Genomic DNA, 16,608 nt, shown 5'->3' with positions numbered 1-16,608 from the left:
GGGGTGATCCCGGACTCAGGCGGGCTCGACGAGCCCCGTGTCGTACGCCAGGATCACGGCGTGCACACGATCGCGGAGCCCGAGTTTTGCGAGCACCTTGCCGACGTGCGTCTTCACCGTCTGCTCGGCGATGAAGAGTTCGGCGGCGATCTCGCCGTTCGACCGCCCACGGCCGATCAGCACGAGCACCTCCCGCTCGCGGTCGGTGAGGTCGGCGAGCGCGGATGCCGCACGGGGTGTGCGCGGGCGACGACCGGCGAACTGCGCGATGACGCGACGGGTCACGCTCGGTGCGAGGAGGGCGTCTCCGGCGGCGACCACGCGCACGGCGTGCACCAGCTCCTCCGGGAGTGCGTCCTTGAGGAGGAATCCGCTCGCTCCCGCTTCGAGCGCGTCGTAGACGTAGTCGTCGATGTCGAACGTGGTGAGCATGAGGATGCGCGGGACGTGCGCCGCTGGATACGAGGAGCCGAGGATCCGTCGCGTCGCCTCGATCCCGTCGAGGTCCGGCATCCGCACGTCCATGAGGATGACATCGGGATCGAGCCGCGCGGACATGGTGACGGCCTCGGCTCCGGTGGCGGCCTGACCGGTCACCCGGATGCCGTCGTGCGCGTCGAGCAGCGCGGCGAAGCCGGCCCGTACCATGGCCTGGTCGTCGGCGATGAGGACGTTGATGGTCACGGATTCTCCTTGTGAGTCGCGGATGCCGGGGACGGCTGCCCGTCGTTCCCTCCGGCCAGGGGGAGAGCGGCCTCGACGAGCCAGGCGCCGTCGGGAGTCTGCCCGGCCGTGAGACTGCCGCCGAGCACCTCCGTGCGCTCCCGCATTCCTCGGAGACCGTGCCCGGTGCCGCGATCCCGTGCCTCGGCAGGGGCGGAGTTGCGCACGCGAATCCGGAGGGTGGCGGCATCCGCCTGCAGTTGCACGGTCACGGCGTTGCCGGACGCGTGACGTACCGCGTTGCTGAGACTCTCCTGCACGATTCGGTAGGCCGCGATCTGGACAGCCGCGGGAGCGGATGCCGCGGCGTCCATGCCCACGAGGGAGAGGCCCGCATCGACCCCGGCACGACGGATCGTCTCGACCAGCGCAGGGATGTCGTCGATGCCGCTCTGCGGCGCGAGCTCGATCGTCTGGTCCTCGGTGCGCAGGACTCCGAGCATCCGCCGCATCTCGCTCAACGACGTGCGCGCGGTCGCGGCGATGTCGTCGAACTCCGCGGCGGCGGTGTCGTCGATGGTCGGCAGCCGGTACCGGGCCGTCGAGGCCTGTACCTGGATGACCGACATGCTGTGGGCGATGACGTCGTGCAGTTCGCGGGCGATGCGGGTGCGCTCCTCGACGAGGGCGCGGCGCGACTCCTCCAGCGCGGAGTGCTCGCGCTCCCGTGTGAGTTCCGCTCCGATGCGCAGGCGGCTGGCGATCAGCAGGGCGAGAAGAAGCGCGGCGACGCCCACGGATGCCGTGACGATGAGGTCGGCGGTGGCCGTGGCCCCGACGTTCGCGGTCTCGATGATGTCGGGACGCAGCAGCGCGGCGGTGAGGGAGGCGGCGAGTCCGATGCCGAGGGGGAGAGCGCCCCAGCGCGCGCCGTGGATCCCGGTGACGAGTCCGGTGACGACCACCAGGGCGATCGTCGACGGAACGGACCACGGCCACGGCGCGGTGGCGGCGAGAGCCCCGTCCGTGACCAGAGGCACGACGAAGGTCGCCGCGCAGAACAGGACGATCGCCATGCGCGGATGGTCGATCGACAGGGGGACCGCACCGCAGACGGCGGCGCCGAGGAGGAAGGCCAGAGCGGGCGGGGTGCCGTACAGGGCGGCATGGATGGGCACGAACACCGCGTACAGGCTGATCGTCACCGTCCAGAGGCCGATCGCCGCCAAGGTCCGTCTGCGGAGACGGGGAGGGCGCGGAGAACGGGTCACGACGTTCATCCTGCCAGGTGGGCAGGTGCGCTTCGTCGGCGCCGGGCCGCGGACACGCGGTCGATCACGACGCCGATCAGCAGCGCGATGACGATCCCGACCCCGGCGCTCAGGAGCGGCTGATCCTTGATCCAGCTGCCGGCGAGCAGGCCGATCGCGAGACTGAGCGCGCTCCAACTCGCTCCGGCGACGAGGCTGAGGGGCAGGAAGCGCCGCCACGGGAAGCGGACGGCGCCCGCGGTCATGTTGACGGCGACGCGGCCGACCGGGATGTAGCGGGCCCCGAGGATGAGCGCGGCGCTGCGGGTCTCGAGCGCCTGCTCCGCACGCGCGAACGCGGCGCGCACGCGCGGTCGGCGCATCCACCTCGCCCGGGTGGTTCCGATCCGCCGGCCGAGGAGGAACGCGATGTTGTCGCCCAGGGCTGCGCCGACGGCCGCGATGATGCCGAGGAGGAGCAGGTTCGTCCCTCCGCCCGAGACGGATGCCGCCGCCGCGGCGACCAGGACGGTCTCGCTCGGCACCGGAGGGAAGAACCCGTCGATCACCGTGACGGCGAAGAGCGCGAGCACGAGCCATGGCGAGGCCACGGCCTGGAGAATGAGGTCATTGATCACGTCCACCCTGGAACGGTACGAATCGGGCGGGTGCGAGGTCATCACCCCGTGGTATCGATCGCGTCAGACCAGGGAGTGATCTTCCTGGGCTGCTCGTACCGACGGGGCGCTTATACTGGGAGGCTGGCCGCTCGGCCACCTTCCACCCGAACGAACGGACATCCCGCTGTGCTTGCCGTGCACGAACTCGAGATCCGCGTGGGCGCCCGCCTCCTGATGGAGAACGTGTCGTTCCGCGTGGGCGACGGTGACAAGATCGGCCTCGTCGGCCGGAACGGCGCCGGCAAGACCACCCTCACCAAGGTGCTCGCCGGCGACGTGCTGCCCTCCGGCGGCAGCGTGACGCGTTCGGGGGAACTCGGCTACCTGCCGCAGGATCCTCGCTCGGGCAACCCCGAGGACCTCGCGCGCACGCGCATCCTCGACGCCCGCGGCCTCGGTCAGCTCAACCTCGGTATGACCGAGGCGTCGCTCGCGATGGGCTCGGACGACCCCGCCGTCGCGGCGAAGGCCATGAAGCGCTACGCGGCCCTCACCGAGCAGTTCGAGGCGCAGGGCGGCTATGCCGCCGAGGCAGAGGCGGCATCCATCGCCCACAACCTCTCGCTTCCCGACCGCATCCTCGACCAGCCGCTGTCGACCCTGTCGGGTGGTCAGCGTCGCCGCATCGAGCTCGCCCGCATCCTCTTCTCGGATGCCGAGACCATGATCCTCGATGAGCCGACCAACCACCTCGACGCCGACAGCGTCGTGTGGCTGCGCGAGTTCCTCAAGACGTACAAGGGTGGACTGATCGTCATCAGCCACGACGTCGAACTCGTCGGCGAGACCGTCAACCGCGTGTTCTACCTCGATGCGAACCGTCAGGTCATCGACACGTACAACATGAACTGGAAGAACTACCTGCGTCAGCGCGTCGCCGACGAGGAGCGTCGCAAGAAGGAGCGCGCCAACGCCGAGAAGAAGGCCACGACCCTGCAGCAGCAGGCCGCCCGCTTCGGTGCGAAGGCGTCGAAGGCCGCGGCTGCCCACCAGATGGTGGCGCGCGCCGAGAAGCTGCTCGCCGGACTCGACGACGTGCGGCAGCAGGACAGGGTCGCGAAGCTGCGTTTCCCGAAGCCCGCGCCCTGCGGCAAGACGCCGCTCATGGCGTCGGGGCTGTCGAAGTCGTACGGCTCGCTCGAGATCTTCACCGACGTCGATCTCGCGATCGATCGCGGCTCGAAGGTCGTCGTGCTCGGCCTGAACGGTGCCGGCAAGACCACGCTCCTGAGGATGCTCGCCGGCGTCGACCAGCCCGACACCGGCCAGCTCGAGCCGGGGCACGGCCTCAAGGTCGGCTACTACGCCCAGGAGCACGAGAACCTCGACGTGAGTCGATCCGTGCTCGAGAACATGGTCTCGGCCGCTCCGCACATCACCGAGACCGAGGCGCGTCGCGTGCTCGGATCGTTCCTGTTCACCGGAGACGACGTGCTGAAGCCTGCGGGCGTGCTCTCCGGCGGTGAGAAGACCCGTCTCTCGCTCGCGACCCTCGTCGTATCGTCGGCGAACCTGCTGCTCCTCGATGAGCCCACGAACAACCTCGATCCCGCGTCACGCGAGGAGATCCTCGACGCGCTCGCGCACTACGAGGGTGCCGTGGTGCTCGTCTCGCACGACCCGGGAGCGGTGCAGTCGCTCAACCCCGAGCGCGTGCTCATCCTGCCGGACGGCGTGGAAGACATCTGGAACCAGGAGTATCAGGACCTCATCGAGCTCGCCTGACGCCTGAGCGGCGCATCGGTGGCATAGTCGGAGGCATGCCGACCCCACCGAGCGAGATGTCTTCCTGGCTGCGTCATCAGCCGTCGTTGATCGGAACCGCGCCGGCGTGGGACGCGTCCGCTGCGCCGGATTCGCCCGTCGACCTCTTCCGGAACTGGATCGGTGCGGCCGTGCAGGCCGGGGTACCCGAACCGCATGTCGCGACGTTGGCGACGGTCGGTGCAGACGGCATCCCGGATGCGCGTGCGTTGATCCTCAAGGACGTCGATGAGCGCGGCTGGGCATTCGCCGGTCCGCGGGGATCGCGCAAGGCCGATCACCTGGCGGTGCACCCCGCAGCTGCGCTGAGCTTCTGGTGGCAGCCTCTCGTGCGCGCCGTGCGCGCACGCGGTCGGGTCGTCGAAGCCGCGGCGGAGGAGAGCGCCGCCGATCTTGCGGCGCGCTCGGCCACGGCGCGTTCAGGGATCGAACCCGGCGACTGGGTGCTGTGGCGACTCGTACCCGAGCGCATCGAGTTCTGGCAGGGCTCGCCGGATCGTCGGCACGTCCGGCTCGTGTACGAATCCCGTGACGGTGCGTGGGTGCGAACGGATGCCGGGGCGGCGAGCGCCTGAGCGTCAGCGAGCGTCGAGGAGCTCGTCCTCGACGTCGGCGTCCTTGTCTCGCCGACGCTTCTCCTTGACCGGAGCCGGTCGGCCCTCGACCTCCTCGCGGTGCTTCACGATCTCGGTGCGGATGATGTACCCGATGAAGATGAAGCCCATGATCGCGAAAAGGATCCACTGGATCGCGTACGACAGGTGCGGCCCGGGGTCGTCGGTGGGCGAGGTGAACCCACCCAGGGGCGCTCCCGCCGGTTCCTCGCTGATCAACTGCCCATAGGCCGCCGTGACGACGTCGCCGTCGATGAGACCCGCGATGGTGGGCAGGTTGATGGTCGGAACCTGCCCCTCGGGGGCGCCACGTCCGGACGCGGGGACCTGTTCGCTCGGGCGCAGACGCGCGATCACCTCGACGGTGCCGCTCGGCGCCTCGGGGACGGCATCCGGGGTGTCGCCGTCGCCCGGGGGAACCCAGCCGCGGTCGACGACGAACACGCGGCCGTCGACATCGCGGAACGGCGTGAGTACCTCGAAGGCGCTGGTGCCTCCGTGCGGTCGGTTGCGCACCAGCAACTGCTGATCGGAGAGGTACTCGCCCCTGAGCACGACCGGGTGCCACTCATCGCCGGGCTGGAGCACGTCGTCGTCGCCGATCAGGTCGCCGAGCGGAACGGGGTCGGCATCGTAGTTCTGCTCGACGAGTTCGATCTGCTCGGCGCGGGACTCGTTGCGGTCGAACTGCCACTGGGAGAGGAACGCACAGGCGATCGCGAAGCCGATCGCGATGAGGACGTAGACCATCCACCGGGTCAGGCGCTTGCTCACGCGGGTACTCCGTTTCGGACGGCCACCGGGAAGTCGCGGGCCGCCAGGTAGTCGTGCAGGTACTCCACGTGCTCGTCGCACGCCAGCCAGATCTTCTCGCGGTCGGCGGCGTGGATGCGGGGGTTGCGCCAGACGACCTGCTTCGTCGCCGCGCTCCGGCATCCGGCGCGCGAGCAGATGAGATCGGTCACGGGCGGTCCTGCGGCTTCTCGTGGATCGTGATGATGCCGGGAGTCTCTTCGATCTCGTCGGGCGCGACTCGCGGGGTCGCCTCGATCTCCTGCCGGGGGGATTCGGCGGCGGACTCGGTGCTGTCGCTGCCCGCGTTCGCGAACACCACGGCGATGTAAGGGAGCACCGCGGCCGCCGCGGCGAACACCCAGGTGTACCACCCGTAGGGCTGCACGAACACCATCAGTCCGAAGCACACGATGCGGATCGTCATCGTGATGGCATAACGGCGCACGCGGTGATCGGACTCGGCTGCCGGCGACTGCGGCAGCGAGGTCACTGCGGGGACGGAATGCTTGCGGTTCACGATGCCTCCAGCCTACGCCGGTGGGCGCGGGCCGGAGTGCGTTCGCGCGCGTCAGCTGTTGTAGAGGAAGGGGAGCGTGAAGGCTCCGACCATGAGGAAGGAGATGATCGTGACTCCGACCGTGATCACGCCGACCGCGAGGACGACGTACCCCATGATGAGCCCTGCGAACGCCATGCCCCGGCCGCCGACGGTCGGATCGTTCTTCGTCTTCTTCAGTGCTGCGTGGCCGGTGATCACTGCAGCGATCGACGCGAGCGCCGGGAGGACGAGCAGGCCGAAGAGGAGGCTCACGATGCCGCACACCAGCGACGTGATCGCGAGCCCGCTCGTCGGTCGCGGCGCCGGGTAGATCGGATAGGGATTCTGCGCGTAGCCGTAGGGCTGGTGCGCGGCGCCGTAGCCGGGCTGAGCGGGCGGCTGGGGCTGGCCGTACCCCGTGGGTGACGCGGCACCGTAACTGGGGGCGGCACCGGGATACGCCTGGGTGGGCTGCACGGGGGCGGCCGGCGGCGGGCTGTACGGTGTGCCGCCGAAGGGAGGGGGAGTGGTGTTGTCGCTCACGCGGAGACCCTTTCGTCGAGATCAGGCTCCCAGCCCGCCGGGTGGGTGTCAAACGTCCCGCACCCGATGGCCGGGAGGCATCCTCGATAGGATCGGTGTCGGTTCGGTCGCCGGATCGTCGTGAACAGCAGGAGTGAATGAACATGAGTGAGCAGCGCGTCGTCCTCGTCACCGGAGGCAACCGGGGCATCGGCCGATCGATCGCCGAACGATTCGTGCGCGAGGGCTACCGAGTGGCCGTCACCGCCCGCAGCGGCGAGGGGCCCGAGGGCACGCTCACGGTGCGTGCCGATGTGACGGATGCTGCCGCGATCGACGCCGCGTTCACCGAGGTCGAGGAGAAGCTCGGTCCGATCGAGATCGTCGTGGCGAACGCGGGCATCACCAAGGACACACTGCTGCTGCGGATGAGCGAGGACGACTTCGACAGCGTCATCGCCACGAACCTCGGCGGCACCTTCCGCGTGGTCAAGCGGGCGTCGAAGGGGATGCTGCGTGCCCGGTTCGGCCGCGTCATCCTGATCTCGAGCGTGGTCGGGCTGTACGGCTCGGCCGGCCAGATCAACTACTCGGCATCGAAGAGCGCTCTCGTCGGGTTCGCCCGTTCGCTCACGCGCGAACTCGGTGGTCGCGGGATCACGGCGAACGTCGTCGCGCCCGGATTCATCGAGACCGACATGACCGCCGAACTGCCGGAAGACACCCAGAAGCAGTACAAGGCCAACATCCCCGCTGGACGATTCGCGAGCCCCGACGAGGTCGCGGGCGTCGTCACCTGGCTCGCCGGCGATGACGCGGCCTACATCTCCGGCGCCGTCATCCCCGTCGACGGTGGCCTCGGGATGGGGCACTGACAGCACCGCCTCGTCGATCGCCGCTCAGCGGTCGACGGCGGCGAGGATCAGCTCACCCAGGCGCCGAGGTACCGAGAACTGCGGCCAGTGGCCGGAGCCGATCTTCACCACCTCGACGTCGGAGATCGCCCGGTACTCGTCGCCGTAGGGGCCCCAGTCGGTGATCTCCGATTCGAGCGACTCCTTGTCGAGACCGCCCATCAGCATCGTCACCGGGACGCCGTAGCGTGCGTCGCCGTCGAGAACGATCGCGTCGGTCGGCACGCGAGCCGGGACGCTCCGTGTCGTCGGGGCCGTGCGGGCGCGGGTGTCGGCATCGAGATCGAAGACGTCCTCATCCGGGAAGAAGTCCCAGCCCGGGAAGGGGACGACGCCGTCGGCGACCTCGAACTCGCTGATGCCGTGACCGGGCGGGGGCGGGACGGTGTCGACCAGGATCACGCGGTCGAGGCGCTCGGCGCGCGCGTTCGCCGCGCCCCAGGCCACGTTGCCGCCGCCGCTGTGCCCGACGACGACCACTCGTTCCCCGGGGATCTCGTCGACCTTCTGCGTCACGGCGTCGACCCAGACGGCGATGCCGATGTCGGCGGACTCGGTCGCCGGTGCACCGACGCCCGGCAGGGTCAGCGGGTGCACCCGATGGCCCGCGCGCGTCAGCACGGGGGTCACGTCGTTCCAGCTCTCGGCATCGAGCCACAGGCCCGGGATGAGGATGATGTCCATGGGCTGACGTTAGCGCCGGCGTCCGACATCCGCGAGGGGGTCGCGGAATGCGCCGGGGCCGATCAGGGGAGGAGCGCGATGACCTCGGACAGATCCTGCGGTCCGACCACCAGGCTCGCCGCGGCGCGCACCGCGGGCTTGGCGTTGAAGGCGAGTCCGAGTCCGGCGGCCGCCATCATCTTCAGGTCGTTCGCACCGTCGCCGATCGCGATGGTCGCGTGCGGGGCCACACCCAGCTCTGCGGCCCATTCGCGAAGCGACTCGGCCTTGGCGGCGGCATCCACGATCGCGCCGTCGACCTCACCCGTCAACCGACCGTCGACCACCCGGAGTCGATTCGCCCGCCAGCGGTCGACGCCGAGCCCAGGGGCCACGTCGTCGAGGATCTCGTGGAATCCGCCGGACACGACGCCCACCACTCCGCCGCGTGCGTGCACCGCGGCGGTCAGCTCGCGGACACCCGGTGTCGGCTCGATACGCGCGAGGACGCGGGGGAAGGCGTCGACCGACACCCCGCGGAGCGCCGCGACGCGCGTGCGTAGACTCTCGGAGAAATCCACCTCACCGCGCATCGCGGCCTCGGTCGCGGCCTGCACCTCGTCGCGTCGCCCCGCCTCGTCGGCGAGCAACTCGATCACCTCGTTCCGGATGAGGGTGGAATCGGCATCGAGGACGACGAGGAGGCGCGCAGAGGTCACGACGTCGAGCCTACCGAGCACGGCGGAGCGTGCCGGACGGATGACGCTCAGCGCTCGATGTAGAGGCCCTTTCCGACGACGGTGATGCCCGTCTCGGTGACGGTGAAGCCGCGCGCGAGATCGCGCTCCCGATCGACACCGACGGTCGCGCCGTCGGCCAGCACCACGTTCTTATCGAGGATCGCGCGATGGACGCGAGAACCGGCGCCGACGTTCACGTGGTCGAAGACGACGGAGTCGGTGATCGTCGATCCACCGCCGGCGAGAGTCCACGGGCCGACGACGCTGCGTTCCAGATGGGTGCCCGACAGCACCGACCCCAGCGACACGATCGAGTCGATCGCGTTGCCGATGCGGCCGACCGAGTCGCGCACGAACTTCGCGGGCGGGGAGTTCACGGTCTGCGAGTGGATCGGCCAGTCGGTGTTGTACAGGTTGAAAACGGGCAGCGTCGAGATCAGGTCCATGTGGGCGTCGAAGAACGACTCGATCGTTCCCACGTCGCGCCAGTACGAGCGGTCGCGCGGCGAGGAGCCTGGCACCTCGTTGCGCTTCATGTCGTACACGCCCGCTTCGCCGCGTCCGACGAAATAGGGGATGATGTCGCCGCCCATGTCGTGCCCGGAGGTGGGGGACTCGCCATCCGTCTCCACGGCTGCGATCAGCGCATCGGCGTCGAAGACGTAGTTGCCCATCGAAGCGAGCACCTCGTGCGGAGCGTCCGGCAGACCGGTGGCATCGGTGGGCTTCTCGAGGAAGGCGCGGATGCGGCCCTGGTCCTCGGGATCGGTGTCGATGACGCCGAACTGCGACGCGAGGGCGAGGGGCTGACGGATGCCGGCGACGGTGGCCTTCGCGCCCGATGCGATGTGGGCGTCGATCATCTGCCGGAAGTCCATGCGGTAGACGTGGTCCGCGCCGATCACCACGACGATGTCGGGCTTCTCGTCGTTGAGCAGGTTCATGCTCTGCAGGATCGCGTCGGCCGAGCCCGAGAACCAGCGCTTGCCCAGGCGCTGCTGCGCCGGGACCGAGGTCACGTAGGAGTCGAGCAGTGCCGACATGCGCCACGTCTGCGAGATGTGGCGGTCGAGGCTGTGCGACTTGTACTGCGTCAGCACGACGACCTGCCGCAGGCCGGAGTTGATGAGGTTCGAGATCGCGAAGTCGATCAATCGGTACTGTCCGCCGAAGGGCACCGCGGGTTTCGCTCGATCCGCCGTGAGCGGCATGAGTCGCTTGCCCTCGCCGCCGGCGAGGATGATGCCGAAGATCTTCTTTGGTGCGGACATGGCTCCACCATAGATGCGATCCTGCCCGCTGTACTAGCGTTCAGACATGCGAGTCGAAATGATCACCAAGGAGTATCCGCCGGAGATCTACGGCGGTGCCGGGGTGCACGTCGCCGAGCTCGTGGCGGCGCTCCGCGAGAGCATCGAGGTGAGCGTCCGAGCCTTCGGATCGCCGAGGGACGAACGGGGCACCGCCGCCTACTCCACGCCTTCCGAACTCGCGTCCGCGAACCCCGCGCTGCAGACCCTCGGCACCGACCTCGAGATCGTCGCCGCCATCGAGCGCGCCGACATCGTGCACAGTCACACCTGGTACGCGAACTTCGCGGGCCATCTCGCCTCTCAGCTGCACGGCATCCCGCACGTGCTCACCGCCCACAGCCTCGAGCCGCTGCGCCCTTGGAAGGCCGAGCAGCTCGGCGGCGGATACGCCGTGTCGAGCGGGATCGAGAAGCTCGCCTACGAGAACGCGGCCGCCGTGATCGCGGTCAGCGCGGGCATGCGGGCGGACATCCTGCGCAGCTACCCCCAGGTCGACCCCGCGAAGGTGCGGGTGATCCACAACGGGATCGACGTCGAACGCTGGCGCCCCGTGCAGAACCCGGAGTTCCTCGCATCGATCGGCATGGACCCCGACCGCCCGTCGGTGGTCTTCGTCGGGCGCATCACGCGCCAGAAGGGACTCCCGTACCTGCTCCAGGCCGCGCGTCTTCTCCCGCCAGAGGTGCAGGTGATCCTCTGCGCCGGTGCACCGGACACCCCCGAGATCATGGCGGAGGTGCAGGAGGGCGTCCGGCTGCTCCAGCAGACCCGCGACGGCGTGATCTGGATCGAGCGGATGCTGCCGCGCGACGAGCTGTCGGCGATCCTCACCGCCGCGACGACCTTCGTCTGCCCGTCGGTGTACGAGCCGCTGGGGATCGTGAACCTCGAGGCCATGGCGTGCGGCGCGGCCGTGGTCGGGACCGCGACCGGGGGGATCCCCGAAGTGGTGGCCGACCGAGTGACGGGACGCCTCGTGCCGATCGAGCAGGTGCAGGACGGTACCGGCACTCCGGTCGATCCCGAGAGGTACGTCGCCGATCTCGCCGCCGTGCTCACGGAGGTCGCGATGGATCCGGCCCGGGCGCGGGCCTACGGAGACGCCGGACGCGAGCGCGCCACGCGCGAGTTCAGCTGGTCGTCGATCGCCGACGCGACGCGCGCGCTCTACGCGGAGCTGACCGCTTGAGCCGATAGGCTGGACGCATGCCGATCGCTCTGGATTTCACCGATGTCGTCGTGCGCCGCGACGGGCGAAACATCATCGACCACGTGACCTGGCAGGTCGCGGACGACCAGCGCTGGGTGGTGCTCGGGCCCAACGGCGCGGGCAAGACCACGCTCCTGCAGCTCGCCGACACGCTGATGCACCCGACATCGGGAACCGTGACGGTGCTGGGGGAGACCCTCGGTCGCACCGACGTGTTCGAGGTGCGTCCCCGGATCGGCTTCGCATCGTCGGCGATGGCGAAGCGGGTCCCGCGTGACGAGACGGTGCTCAACACCGTTCTCACCGCCGCCTACTCGGTGCTCGGGCGCTGGAATGAGGACTACGAGGACATCGACGAGCGCCGCGCGCTCCGCGTGCTGGGAGAGTGGAAGCTCGACCACCTCGCCGACCGCACCTTCGGCACTCTCAGTGACGGCGAGCAGAAGCGCGTGCAGATCGCCCGTGCAGTGATGACCGACCCCGAGCTGCTGCTGCTCGACGAGCCGACCGCCTCGCTCGACCTGGGCTCGCGCGAAGAGCTCCTCGCGCTGCTCAGCGGATACGCCTCGTCGCCGACGACTCCGGCGATGCTGATGGTGACGCATCACGTCGAGGAGATCCCCGTGGGCTTCACCCACGTCATGCTGCTGCGTGAGGGACGGGTGGTCTCGGCGGGCCCGATCCGCGAGACACTCACGGCCGAGGCGCTCACCGAGGCGTTCGGCATGCCGATCGCGCTCAGCAGTGAGGACGGACGCTACGCGGCCCGCGCGGCATCCTGACGCGTCATCTGATAAGATCGACCCTTGGTGCACTCTGCACCGCAGACTTCCCTCGTCCCTGGCACAATCCAGGGCAGCAACTAAGGAATCCCATGAAGACTGACATCCACCCCGAGTACAAGGCAGTCGTGTTCCGCGACCTCGGTTCGGGCGAGACCTTCCTCACCCGCTCCACCGTCTCGAGCGACAAGACCATCGAGCTGGACGGCGTGGAGTACCCCGTCATCGACGTCGAGATCTCCTCGGCTTCGCACCCGTTCTACACGGGCAAGCAGCGCATCATGGACTCGGCCGGCCGCGTCGAGAAGTTCAACCAGCGCTTCAAGGGCTTCGGCGGCTCGTCCAAGTAAGGACCCCCGCCGCGAAGGCCCCGCTCTCCTCGGAGGGCGGGGCCTTCGTCGTATCCGCGGTGCGTCCCTACGACCCTTCGACAGGCTCAGGGGTCCAGGAACGCAGGCTCAGCGGCTAGGGGAAGAGGATTCCTGGATACTCAGATGTCGATACGGATGCGTCCGTCGCCGAGCGCGTCGGGCGGATCGCCGGGAGCCGGGGCGGGAGCGGTTCGCTGCGTCTGGCGATCGCGCTCCATTCCGGCCTTGTGTGCCGTGGGCGACCAGATCGCATCGAAGGCTCCGCCGAGGCCGCCCCCGGCGCTCTCGTACTTGCTGTCGATCGACGCCCGTGAGAAGCCGAACGCGATGAGGACGATCACGATCGTGCCTGCGAGCACGAGCGCGCCGACCAGCAGGATCACTCCGAGCACCTCGTCCATGCGTCCAGCGTAGGTGGCGCATCGCGCGACGGCATCCGTCGATCGACGGATATCCTCAGCGGATGCGTCGACCGTGCGCGAGGTCGATGAGGCGGCTCAGGACCGGACCCGACCGCAGTCCGTTGTGCTCGTGCTCACTCGTCTGCCACAGGTGCACACCGGGAAGCAGCTTCGCGGTCTCGAGTGAGAACTCGTAGGGCACGTACACGTCGTTGACGTAGACGGCGGCGGCGCCGGTCGCCTCGGATGCCGCGATCGCCGAGGCGTCGTACACCGAGGGCCAGGCGAACTCGGCGAGCTCCAGCGCGACATCCCGCCAGGGCTGGAAGGCCGGCACCGTCTCGGTCCACTCGCGGCGGATGTGCTCGCCGGTGAACAGCGTCGAGTCGTCGCGGAAGTCCGCGGGCTCCGTGCGCTCGGCCGACCACCGCGTGGCGTGACCGTCGGCGTAGCTGGACTCGTGGAAGGCGAAGTAGAGCGGGTTGCGCCCGCCGTACGGCATCGCATTCATGAGGTCGTAGCGGAAGGCGTTGGTCGTCGGGTCGAGTTCGAGGAGCGACCACACCGTCTGCCATCCGGCATCCGTCCCGAGGGCCGAGCCGAAGGAGCGCAACCGTGAGACCGAGACGACCTCGCCGTCGGGGAGCACGATGTCGCCGGCCGCCGCACGATCGACCAGGCGGCGCATCGCGTCGCGGTGCTCGGGGAAGCGCCGGTAGTAGCGCTCTGAGGCATCCCGCATCTTGTCGTAGCAGAGCGCGTAGATGTCGTCGGGGTGGCGTCCGATCGCGCTCAGCCCTCCCGTGATGAACACATCGGTCAGGGACTCGGCATCGGTGGAGAGGTAGGCGAGGGTCGTGAACCCGCCGAACGACTGGCCGAGCACACTCCACTGCTCGGCGCCGAGATGCTGGCGCATGGCCTCGCAGTCGCGCACGATCGCGTCGGCCCGCAGATGCGTGAGGTGCTCGGCGACGACGGAGGATCCGAGCTCGAGGTCTGCGTCGGAGACGGGCGTCGAGCGCCCGGTGCCGCGCTGATCGAGCAAGACGACCTGATAGTGCGCGAGTGCTTCATCGAGCCACGCCGGCGCGGTGGCGGCGTGGAACGGACGCGGCGCCTCGCTGCCCGGGCCGCCCTGGAGGAACACAAGATAGGGGAGCGTCTCGCCGCCAGGGCGGGAGACGACGGCGGCGAACACGTCGATCGTGCGGGTGTCGGCGGGATCACCCCAGACGAGGGGGACGGTGAGCGTGTGCTCTTCGACGGTCAGATCCAGCAGGCGGCGCACGACGGTAGTCACGTCTTCGATCCTATCGATCGACGGTGGGGGTCGACGGTGCCTCCGGAGTTACATCACGTTGCCGATGTAGGAGTACTTGACGAACACCTCGGCGGCGATCCCCGATTCCTCGAGCACGCCCTGCACGGCGCTCATCATGTAGTTCGAGTCCCAGCCCATGTAGAGGTGGTGCCCCTCGGTGAGTTCGTCCCACTGGCCCTTCCAGGCCATGCCGTCGTAGATCGGGCCACCGTGCGCCGCCGAGTACGCCAGAGCGGCCGCGCGGGTGTCGGTCCAGGCGCGACGCAGCACGCGGTTGAAGAGGTGCTTGACGTCGTAGACCTCCCACCGCTCGCCGCGGTACTCGACGTAGTCGAACTCGCGCTCCCAGCCGGCCGGCCAGCCGCGACGGCGGACGGCGTCGAGGATCGGGGTCAGCCCGTCGTCGTCGATCTCGGGGAGAGCCGGTCGCGCCCAGATCCGGAGCAGCTCGGTGGTGAGCCGCACGGTACGAGCGGTGATCGCCGCGGTGTCCCACCGATCGATCCCGTCGAGTTCGCGGGTCGCGGTGACGGTGCTCCGCGCGTAGGCCGGGCGCTTGGCGGGGAACGACGCCCCGAAGACGCTCTCCGTGAGGTGCTGTTCGAGCAGCGTGAGGTTGCCCAGCGTGGGGGCGAGCGCGCGGTGGCTGTTCTGTTCGTCTTCGCTGTACTCGCTCCACGGGCGCACTCCGTCACCCGACCAGGAATCGCCCGGCACGGTCGGAACGATGTGCTCGACATCGAACGCGAGCGGGTCGTCGACCCCTTCGAGGCGCCCCAGGACATAGGCGGAGTAAGGGAGTTCGCTGTACTTCAGCACCGCGCTGACACGCTCGTCGGAGGGAGTGATCCGCGCGAATGCGCGGGCCAGTGCCTCGCGACCCTGCGCGCGGGCGCGGCAGAGCCGGGCCACGAGACGCTCGTTTGGCAGGTTCACCAGCGTGCGGCGCAGATAGAGCGCCTGGATCCACTCGAGGGTCTCGATCAGCTCGTCGCGGGAGATGATCCCGCGGGCATGGTCGCTGTACGCGCTGAGCACGAGCGGGTACGCGGCACGGCCGAAGGTGTTGACGTAGCGCAGTTGCCGGGCGATTTCGTCGTCGCTGTCGAGGGAGGGATCGAGAAGGATGCCGTAGATCTCGGCGTAGTGGCGCCAGACCTCGGCATCCGCCTGCAGCCGTTCGGCGTCCACCCGGGGGAACGAGTGCCGGAAGGCGCTGTAGACGCCGTGCTCGCCGTTCGCCGCGAGTTCGCGACCGGTCGTCATCACGAGGTAGTGCCGCCAGAAGGCGCCGATCGTCTCTCCCGTGTGGCGTTCGATCGGCAGCCAGAACCGTGCTTCGACGTCGAGCTGCTCGGCGTGGGTCAGACCCATCAGGATGTAGTTGTGGATGAGCTCGTGGTCCCGCAGCGGTTCGCCCGTCGAGTTGAGGCTCTCGAAGATCTGCTGGGCGTTCGCCTGTGCGCCGAGCGTGATCGACACGTGCTCGAGGCGCCGCAGCCCGCGCCAGATGCGCGGGACCTCGTCGGCGTGCACCTGGCTGCGGAAGAAGGCGTAGTTGTCGTCGAATCGAGACTCCCGCTCGGCGTCATCGCGTCGGTCGAGCACGACGGACTCGTAGAGCCCTGCCCAGGCGTCGTGCGGGCGCAACTTGGTGCGCGACGGGTCATCGGCGCGCACGAGCACCCGCGCGAGCTCGCCGGCGAGCTGCGGGTCGGTGTCCCGGACGCTGTGGTGCAGAGCGGCGATGAGGAGTGTGAGCGTCGTGATGCGCTGCTGGCCGTCGATGAGGATCAGGTCGTCGTCGGTCGCGCCGTCCTGCGCCGAGAGGATCGAACCGATGAAATGGCGGTGCGAGTCGTCGGCGTCGGCGACGGAGCGGACGTCGGAGAGCAGCCTCTCGCAGCCGCCGATGTCCCACCGGTACTGCCGCTGATACACGGGGACGACGATGGTGGTCGACCCCGCCGCGAGCCACTCGATCGTGTTGACTGCTGTCGCCTCGACGTTGGTGGCGGTGCTCATACTGGTGTCTCGTCCTCCCGTAGTGCGCGGCGCACGGGG

The 16,608-nt window shown here is 69.1% G+C and carries 19 protein-coding genes; 6 read left to right on the top strand and 13 right to left on the bottom strand.

Annotation, left to right across the window (positions count from 1 at the left end):
* Window positions 1–15: 15 nt before the first annotated feature.
* Genes ACFY9N_RS09335 through ACFY9N_RS09325 form a run of 3 tightly spaced genes read right to left on the bottom strand, consistent with a single transcriptional unit; the run spans window position 16 to window position 2,557 of the window.
* Entirely contained in the window at window positions 16–684 is a 669-nt protein-coding gene (locus ACFY9N_RS09335) for a response regulator (protein ID WP_391478229.1), read from the bottom strand.
* Window positions 681–1,934 carry a sensor histidine kinase gene (locus tag ACFY9N_RS09330; protein WP_391478228.1) on the bottom strand — a complete coding sequence of 418 codons (1,254 nt, stop codon included), beginning with the start codon at window positions 1,932–1,934 and terminating at the stop codon, window positions 681–683. The genes ACFY9N_RS09335 and ACFY9N_RS09330 overlap by 4 nt, the downstream gene beginning before the upstream one ends.
* 5 nt (window positions 1,935–1,939) lie before the next feature.
* Window positions 1,940–2,557 carry a DedA family protein gene (locus ACFY9N_RS09325; protein WP_391478227.1) on the bottom strand — a complete coding sequence of 206 codons (618 nt, stop codon included), beginning with the start codon at window positions 2,555–2,557 and terminating at the stop codon, window positions 1,940–1,942.
* A gap of 162 nt (window positions 2,558–2,719) precedes the next feature.
* Between ACFY9N_RS09325 and ACFY9N_RS09320 the strand changes: the two genes are divergently transcribed.
* Window positions 2,720–4,318, top strand: coding sequence for an ABC-F family ATP-binding cassette domain-containing protein (locus ACFY9N_RS09320; RefSeq protein ID WP_391478226.1), 1,599 nt, complete (start codon window positions 2,720–2,722; stop codon window positions 4,316–4,318).
* A 35-nt stretch (window positions 4,319–4,353) separates the two neighbouring features.
* Entirely contained in the window at window positions 4,354–4,932 is a 579-nt protein-coding gene (locus tag ACFY9N_RS09315; protein ID WP_391478225.1) for a pyridoxal 5'-phosphate synthase, read from the top strand.
* 3 nt (window positions 4,933–4,935) lie between these two features.
* Here the strand turns inward: ACFY9N_RS09315 and ACFY9N_RS09310 are convergent, their stop codons facing one another.
* From ACFY9N_RS09310 to ACFY9N_RS09295, 4 genes are read right to left on the bottom strand one after another with little or no spacing between them, the layout of a single operon-like run.
* Window positions 4,936–5,745, bottom strand: a complete 810-nt coding sequence (locus tag ACFY9N_RS09310) for an SURF1 family protein (RefSeq protein WP_391478224.1) — start codon at window positions 5,743–5,745, stop codon at window positions 4,936–4,938.
* The gene (locus ACFY9N_RS09305; RefSeq protein ID WP_391478223.1) at window positions 5,742–5,936 is read right to left on the bottom strand and encodes a hypothetical protein; all 195 of its coding nucleotides are present in this window, start codon (window positions 5,934–5,936) and stop codon (window positions 5,742–5,744) included. Before ACFY9N_RS09305 ends, ACFY9N_RS09310 begins: the two co-directional genes overlap by 4 nt.
* Window positions 5,933–6,283, bottom strand: a complete 351-nt coding sequence (locus ACFY9N_RS09300) for a DUF3099 domain-containing protein (protein ID WP_391478222.1) — start codon at window positions 6,281–6,283, stop codon at window positions 5,933–5,935. The genes ACFY9N_RS09305 and ACFY9N_RS09300 overlap by 4 nt, the downstream gene beginning before the upstream one ends.
* Before the next feature lie 51 nt (window positions 6,284–6,334).
* Window positions 6,335–6,847, bottom strand: a complete 513-nt coding sequence (locus ACFY9N_RS09295) for a DUF4190 domain-containing protein (protein WP_391478221.1) — start codon at window positions 6,845–6,847, stop codon at window positions 6,335–6,337.
* Window positions 6,848–6,990: 143 nt separating this feature from the next.
* Between ACFY9N_RS09295 and ACFY9N_RS09290 the strand changes: the two genes are divergently transcribed.
* Window positions 6,991–7,701 (top strand): beta-ketoacyl-ACP reductase, encoded by a 711-nt coding sequence (locus ACFY9N_RS09290; RefSeq protein WP_391478220.1) that lies wholly within the window; start codon window positions 6,991–6,993, stop codon window positions 7,699–7,701.
* Between the two features lie 24 nt (window positions 7,702–7,725).
* On the opposite strand, the gene ACFY9N_RS09285 is transcribed toward ACFY9N_RS09290, so the two are convergent.
* The 3 genes from ACFY9N_RS09285 to glgC form a co-directional block, all read right to left on the bottom strand.
* Window positions 7,726–8,424, bottom strand: coding sequence for an alpha/beta fold hydrolase (locus tag ACFY9N_RS09285; protein WP_391478219.1), 699 nt, complete (start codon window positions 8,422–8,424; stop codon window positions 7,726–7,728).
* A 62-nt stretch (window positions 8,425–8,486) separates the two neighbouring features.
* A complete protein-coding gene (gene serB, locus ACFY9N_RS09280) occupies window positions 8,487–9,122 on the bottom strand; it encodes a phosphoserine phosphatase SerB (RefSeq protein WP_391478218.1) in 636 nt (211 codons plus the stop codon).
* 47 nt (window positions 9,123–9,169) lie between these two features.
* The gene (gene glgC, locus ACFY9N_RS09275) at window positions 9,170–10,414 is read right to left on the bottom strand and encodes a glucose-1-phosphate adenylyltransferase (RefSeq protein ID WP_391478217.1); all 1,245 of its coding nucleotides are present in this window, start codon (window positions 10,412–10,414) and stop codon (window positions 9,170–9,172) included.
* 46 nt (window positions 10,415–10,460) lie between these two features.
* Here glgC and glgA point away from each other — a divergent pair, with 46 nt between their 5' ends.
* From glgA to ACFY9N_RS09260, 3 genes are all read left to right on the top strand, one after another.
* A complete protein-coding gene (gene glgA / locus ACFY9N_RS09270) occupies window positions 10,461–11,645 on the top strand; it encodes a glycogen synthase (RefSeq protein ID WP_391478215.1) in 1,185 nt (394 codons plus the stop codon).
* Between the two features lie 17 nt (window positions 11,646–11,662).
* On the top strand, window positions 11,663–12,448 hold the full coding sequence (locus ACFY9N_RS09265) for an ABC transporter ATP-binding protein (RefSeq protein WP_391478214.1): 786 nt from the start codon (window positions 11,663–11,665) through the stop codon (window positions 12,446–12,448).
* Between the two features lie 92 nt (window positions 12,449–12,540).
* Window positions 12,541–12,798 carry a type B 50S ribosomal protein L31 gene (locus ACFY9N_RS09260; RefSeq protein WP_021200734.1) on the top strand — a complete coding sequence of 86 codons (258 nt, stop codon included), beginning with the start codon at window positions 12,541–12,543 and terminating at the stop codon, window positions 12,796–12,798.
* A gap of 140 nt (window positions 12,799–12,938) precedes the next feature.
* On the opposite strand, the gene ACFY9N_RS09255 is transcribed toward ACFY9N_RS09260, so the two are convergent.
* The 3 genes from ACFY9N_RS09255 to ACFY9N_RS09245 are packed head-to-tail and all read right to left on the bottom strand — an operon-like array spanning window position 12,939 to window position 16,569.
* Window positions 12,939–13,220, bottom strand: coding sequence for a hypothetical protein (locus ACFY9N_RS09255; RefSeq protein WP_391478213.1), 282 nt, complete (start codon window positions 13,218–13,220; stop codon window positions 12,939–12,941).
* A gap of 55 nt (window positions 13,221–13,275) precedes the next feature.
* Window positions 13,276–14,523, bottom strand: a complete 1,248-nt coding sequence (locus ACFY9N_RS09250) for an alpha/beta fold hydrolase (RefSeq protein WP_391478211.1) — start codon at window positions 14,521–14,523, stop codon at window positions 13,276–13,278.
* A 48-nt stretch (window positions 14,524–14,571) separates the two neighbouring features.
* A complete protein-coding gene (locus ACFY9N_RS09245) occupies window positions 14,572–16,569 on the bottom strand; it encodes a DUF262 domain-containing protein (protein WP_391478209.1) in 1,998 nt (665 codons plus the stop codon).
* Between the last annotated feature and the right edge of the window lie 39 nt (window positions 16,570–16,608).

This window comes from Microbacterium sp. NPDC008134 (assembly GCF_042957055.1).
GTDB lineage: Bacteria > Actinomycetota > Actinomycetes > Actinomycetales > Microbacteriaceae > Microbacterium.
This window is presented reverse-complemented; position numbering and strand designations above follow the sequence as displayed.